The 4,664-nt window shown below is 73.8% G+C and carries 4 protein-coding genes and 1 pseudogene; all 5 read left to right on the top strand.

Annotated elements, in window-relative coordinates:
- Positions 1-574, top strand: a 574-nt coding sequence (locus tag VED21_RS29750) for an EboA domain-containing protein (protein ID WP_324888949.1), incomplete at its 5' end; no start/stop codon positions are given.
- Positions 575-578: 4 nt separating this feature from the next.
- The gene (locus VED21_RS29745) at positions 579-1,484 is read left to right on the top strand and encodes a TatD family hydrolase (protein WP_324888947.1); all 906 of its coding nucleotides are present in this window, start codon (positions 579-581) and stop codon (positions 1,482-1,484) included.
- 2 nt (positions 1,485-1,486) lie between these two features.
- Complete coding sequence (locus VED21_RS29740; RefSeq protein WP_324888945.1) at positions 1,487-2,866, top strand: alkaline phosphatase family protein; 1,380 nt, start codon at positions 1,487-1,489, stop codon at positions 2,864-2,866.
- Positions 2,863-4,098 (top strand): 3-dehydroquinate synthase, encoded by a 1,236-nt coding sequence (locus tag VED21_RS29735; RefSeq protein ID WP_324888943.1) that lies wholly within the window; start codon positions 2,863-2,865, stop codon positions 4,096-4,098. Before VED21_RS29740 ends, VED21_RS29735 begins: the two co-directional genes overlap by 4 nt.
- Positions 4,098-4,664: pseudogene (locus VED21_RS29730) on the top strand (hypothetical protein); the annotation flags it as partial. The gene VED21_RS29735 and the pseudogene VED21_RS29730, both read left to right, overlap by 1 nt.

Below are 4,664 nucleotides of genomic sequence, written 5' to 3'. Positions count from 1 at the left end.
TCTGCCTGGCACGCCGGCCTTCCTGCGGCTGTTCGCCATGGCCGGGCGCCTGTCGCCCGCCGTGCCGCCGCCCGACAGCGCGCAGGCGCACGCCCTGCGCGCCGCCGGCATCGCGGCGCCGGAGCGCTGGCCGCCGTCGCGCTTCGCGCGCGCCGCCCTGCTCGTCGCATCGGTCGGCGCAGCGGGGGCGGAGGCGCCGGACCGGCTGGCCGCCGCCTTCCGCACCTCCGACAACGCGGAGCGGGCGGCGATCCTGCAGGCGCTGCCGCTGCTGCCCGGCCCGGCGCGCTTCGCCGAACTGGCGGCCGACGCCTGCCGGTCCAGCGTGCAGCCGGTGTTCGAGGCCGTCGCCTGCGACAACGCCTTCCCCGCCGCCCATTTCGCCGAGCCGGCCTTCAACCAGATGGTGCTGAAGGCGGTGTTCACCGGCGCGCCGCTGGCCCGCGTCGTCGGTCTGGCGGAGCGCACCACGCCGGGCCTGATCCGCATGGCCGCCGACTTCCGCGACGAGCGGCGCGCCGCCGGGCGGCCGGTGCCGCCCGACCTCGATCTTCTCCTTGAAACCGGACGCTGACGCCATGAACCTGTTCGACCCGCACATCCACATGACGTCGCGCACCACCGACGATTACGCGGCCATGCGCCGCGCCGGCATCGTCGCGGTGACCGAGCCGGCCTTCTGGCTGGGCCAGCCGCGCACCCACGCCGGCAGCTTCGAGGACTATTTCCTGTCGCTGATCGGCTGGGAGCGCTTCCGCGCCAGCCAGTTCGGCATCCGCCACTTCTGCACGCTGGGCCTCAACCCGAAGGAGGCCAACACCCCCGGCATCGTCGACGGCGTGCTGGAGCTGGTCGACCTCTACCTCGTCAAGGAGGGCGTCGTCGCCGTGGGCGAGATCGGCTACGACGACATGACGGCGGCGGAGGACGACATCCTCGCCCGGCAGGTGGAGATGGCCATGCGCCACGACCTGCCGGTGATGATCCACACGCCGCACCGCGACAAGAAGGCGGGCACGCGCCGCACGCTGGACCTGCTGCGCGAGGCCGGTATCCCGCCGCACCGCGTGCTGATCGACCACAACAACGAACAGACGCTGGAAATGGTGCTGGAAAGCGGCTGCTGGGCCGGCCACACCATCTACCCCGGCAGCAAGATGGACGAGCCGCGCATGGTCTCCCTCGTCCAGGCCTTCGGGCCGGAGCGGATCATGGTCAACAGCTCGGCCGACTGGGGCATCAGCGACCCGCTGAAGGTGCCGAAGACCGTGGCCGCCATGCGCGCCGCCGGCATCGCGGAGGACGCCATCGAGACCATCGTCTGGCGCAACCCCATCGCCTTCTACGCCCAGAGCGGCCGCCTCGACCCGGCCGAGCTGGAAACGCCGCTGCCGGTCGACCAGCGCCTGCTGTTCGAGGGCAACACGGTGCTGCGCGGCCAAACACCTCTCGTCGGCTCCCCCACGGCCGAGGCCGCCGGCTGACCATGCGCCGCACCCTCGTCCTGAACGTCGTCGGCCTGACGCCCGACCTGCTGCCGCACGCCCCGGCGCTGTCGCGGCTGGCGGCGCGCGGCGTGCGCCCGCTGGTCCCGGTGCTGCCGGCGGTGACCTGCAGCGTGCAGGCCAGCATGCTGACCGGCCGGCCGCCCGCCGGCCACGGCGCCGTCGCCAACGGCTGGTATGACCGCGACCTGTCCGAAATCCTGTTCTGGAAGCAGAGCAACCGCCTCGTCTCCGGCGAAACCCTGTGGGAGGAGGCGCGGCGGCGCGACCCGTCCTTCGTCGGGGCCAAGCTGTTCTGGTGGTACAACATGTATTCGGGCGCCGACGTCAGCGTCACGCCGCGCCCGGTCTACGCCGCCGACGGGCGCAAGCTGCCGGACATCCACACCAACCCGTCGCACCTGCGCGGCGACCTGCAGAAGGCGCTTGGCCCCTTCCCGCTGTTCCGCTTCTGGGGGCCGGGGGCGGACATCGTCTCCAGCCGCTGGATCGCCGATTGCGCGGCGGAGGTGGAGCGACGGTTCAAGCCCACCCTGTCGCTGGTCTACCTGCCGCACCTCGACTACGACCTGCAGCGCTTCGGCCCCCACGACCCGCGCATCCCCGCGCAGGTCGCCGCCGTGGACGCGCTGGCCGCCCCGCTGATCGACGCCGCGGAATGGGCGGGGACGCGCGTCGTCGTGCTGTCGGAATACGGCATCACCGGCGTCACCGGCCCCATCGCCATCAACCGCGCGCTGCGCCAGGCCGGCCTGATCGCGGTGCGGGAGGAGCAGGGGGGCGAGCTGCTCGACCCCGGCACCTCCGACGCCTTCGCCGTCGCCGACCACCAGCTGGCCCACGTCTACGTCCGCCGGCCGGAGCTGGTGCCGGCGGTGCGCGACCTGCTGGCCGGCCTGGACGGGGTGGAGCGCGTGCTGGACGACGACGGCAAGCGCGCCGCCGGCCTGGACCACCCCCGCGCGGGCGAGCTGGTGGCCATCAGCCGCGCCGACCGCTGGTTCAGCTATCCCTACTGGCTGGACGACGGCCGCGCGCCGGACTTCGCCCGCACCGTGGAGATCCACCGCAAGCCCGGCTACGACCCGGCGGAGCTGTTCCTCGACCCCGCCATGCCCTGGCCGAAGGCGGCCGTGGCGTGGCGGCTGGCCAGGAAGGCGCTGGGGTTCCGCACGCTGATGGACGTGGTCCCGCTCGACGCCGGGCTGGTCAAGGGCTCGCACGGGCGGCCCACCGACCGTGCGGAGGCCGGGCCGCTGATCTTCTCCTCCGAACCCTCCCTGCTGCCCGACGGGCCGGTGCCGGCCACGGCGGTGAAGGACCTGCTGCTGAGACACGTGTTCGACGAGGCCCACACATGACCGCCCAGCCCATGAGCACCCTGCCCGGCGCCCACGCCGCGCCCCACATCCACCGCCAGCGCTTCACGGTCACCTTCGACTACGCCGTCGCCTTCACGCGCGGCGCCTTCGACCCCGGCAACGCGACGCTGGCGCAGGCGATGGGCACCCAGGCGATGGGCGCGGCCGGCGCCGACCCGCGCCCGCGCTGCCTCGCCTTCGTCGACATGGGCGTGCTGGACGGGCACCCGGACCTGTGCGCGGCCATCGCCGCCCACTTCGCCGCGCGCGGTGACCTGCCGGCGCTGGTGGCGCCGCCCCGCGTGCTGCCCGGCGGCGAGGCGGTGAAGAACGACCCGGCGCTGATCGGCCAGATGCACGACGCCATCCTGGGCCACGGCATCGACCGGCATTCCTACGTGCTGGCGGTGGGCGGCGGCGCCTTCCTGGACGCGGTCGGGCTGGCCGCCTCCACCGCGCACCGCGGCGTGCGGCTGGTGCGCATGCCCACCACCGTGCTGGCGCAGAACGATTCCGGCGTCGGCGTGAAGAGCGCCATCAACCGCGACGGGGCCAAGAACCAGATCGGCACCTTCGCCCCGCCCTGGGCGGTGGTGAACGACGCCGCCTTCCTGGACACGCTGCCCGCCCGCGACCGCGTCGCCGGCATGGCGGAGGCGGTGAAGGTGGCCCTCATCCGCGATGGCGCCTTCTTCGAATGGCTGGAACGCTCCGCCGACGCGCTGGCGCTGTTCGAGGCGGACGCGGTCGCCCACTCGATCCGCCGCTGCGCCGAGCTGCACATGAAGCAGATCGCCGAGGGTGGCGACCCGTTCGAGCAGGGCAGCGCCCGCCCGCTGGACTTCGGCCACTGGGCCGCCCACAAGCTGGAGACGCTGAGCCGCAACCACCTGCGCCACGGCGAGGCGGTGGCCATCGGCATCGCGCTGGACACCCGCTATTCCGTGCTGGCCGGCCTGCTGGACGAGGGCGAGGACGTGCGCGTCGCCGTCCTTCTCGAACACCTGGGCTTCCGCCTGTGGCACCCGGCGCTGGCACGGCGCGCGATCGATGGCGACGGGGCCGGCCGCCCGCAGGTGCTGGCCGGGCTGGAGGAGTTCCGCGAGCATCTGGGCGGCCGGCTGACCATCACGCTGCTGGAGGGCATCGGCCGCGGCGTCGAGGTGAACGCCATGGACCCGGCCCTGGTCGAACAGGCGATATCCTGGCTGGCCGCGCGCGAGGCCGCCTGATGCGCCTGCCCCATGGCCGCGGCACGCTCGGCTACTGCCTGAACGTCCACCCGACGCAGAGCTTCGCCGAAGTGCGCGCCGCCCTGCTGGGCCCGGTAGCGGCGATCAAGCGCCGGCTCTGCCCCGACCGTCCCTTCGCCGTCGGCCTGCGCCTGTCGGCCGAGGCGGCGGCGGCCCCCGGCGCCACGGCGGAGCTGGCGGCGATCTTCGCCGGCGAGGGCTTCGCGGCCTTCACCATGAACGGCTTCCCCTACGGCCGCTTCCACGGCGCGCCGGTCAAGGAGACGGTCTACGAGCCCGACTGGACCACGCCGGAACGCGTCGCCTACACCGTGACGCTGGCCGAGACCATGGCCGCCCTGGTGCCGCCGGGGGAGCGTGCGACCATCAGCACCGTGCCCGGCGGCTACGGCATGACCCTGCGCGGGCGGGAGGCGGCGGTGGCCGAGGGGCTGCTGCAGGCCGCCGCCGCCCTTGCGCGGCTGGAACGGACCTCCGGCCGCACCGTCGCCCTGGCGCTGGAGCCCGAGCCCTGGTGCCTGCTGGAAACGGTGGCCGACGCCGTC

It is taken from the genome of Azospirillum sp., from assembly GCF_035627195.1.
Classification (GTDB): domain Bacteria; phylum Pseudomonadota; class Alphaproteobacteria; order Azospirillales; family Azospirillaceae; genus Azospirillum.
Note: the sequence above shows the minus strand (reverse complement) of the source record. Positions and strands in the feature narration are given on the sequence as shown.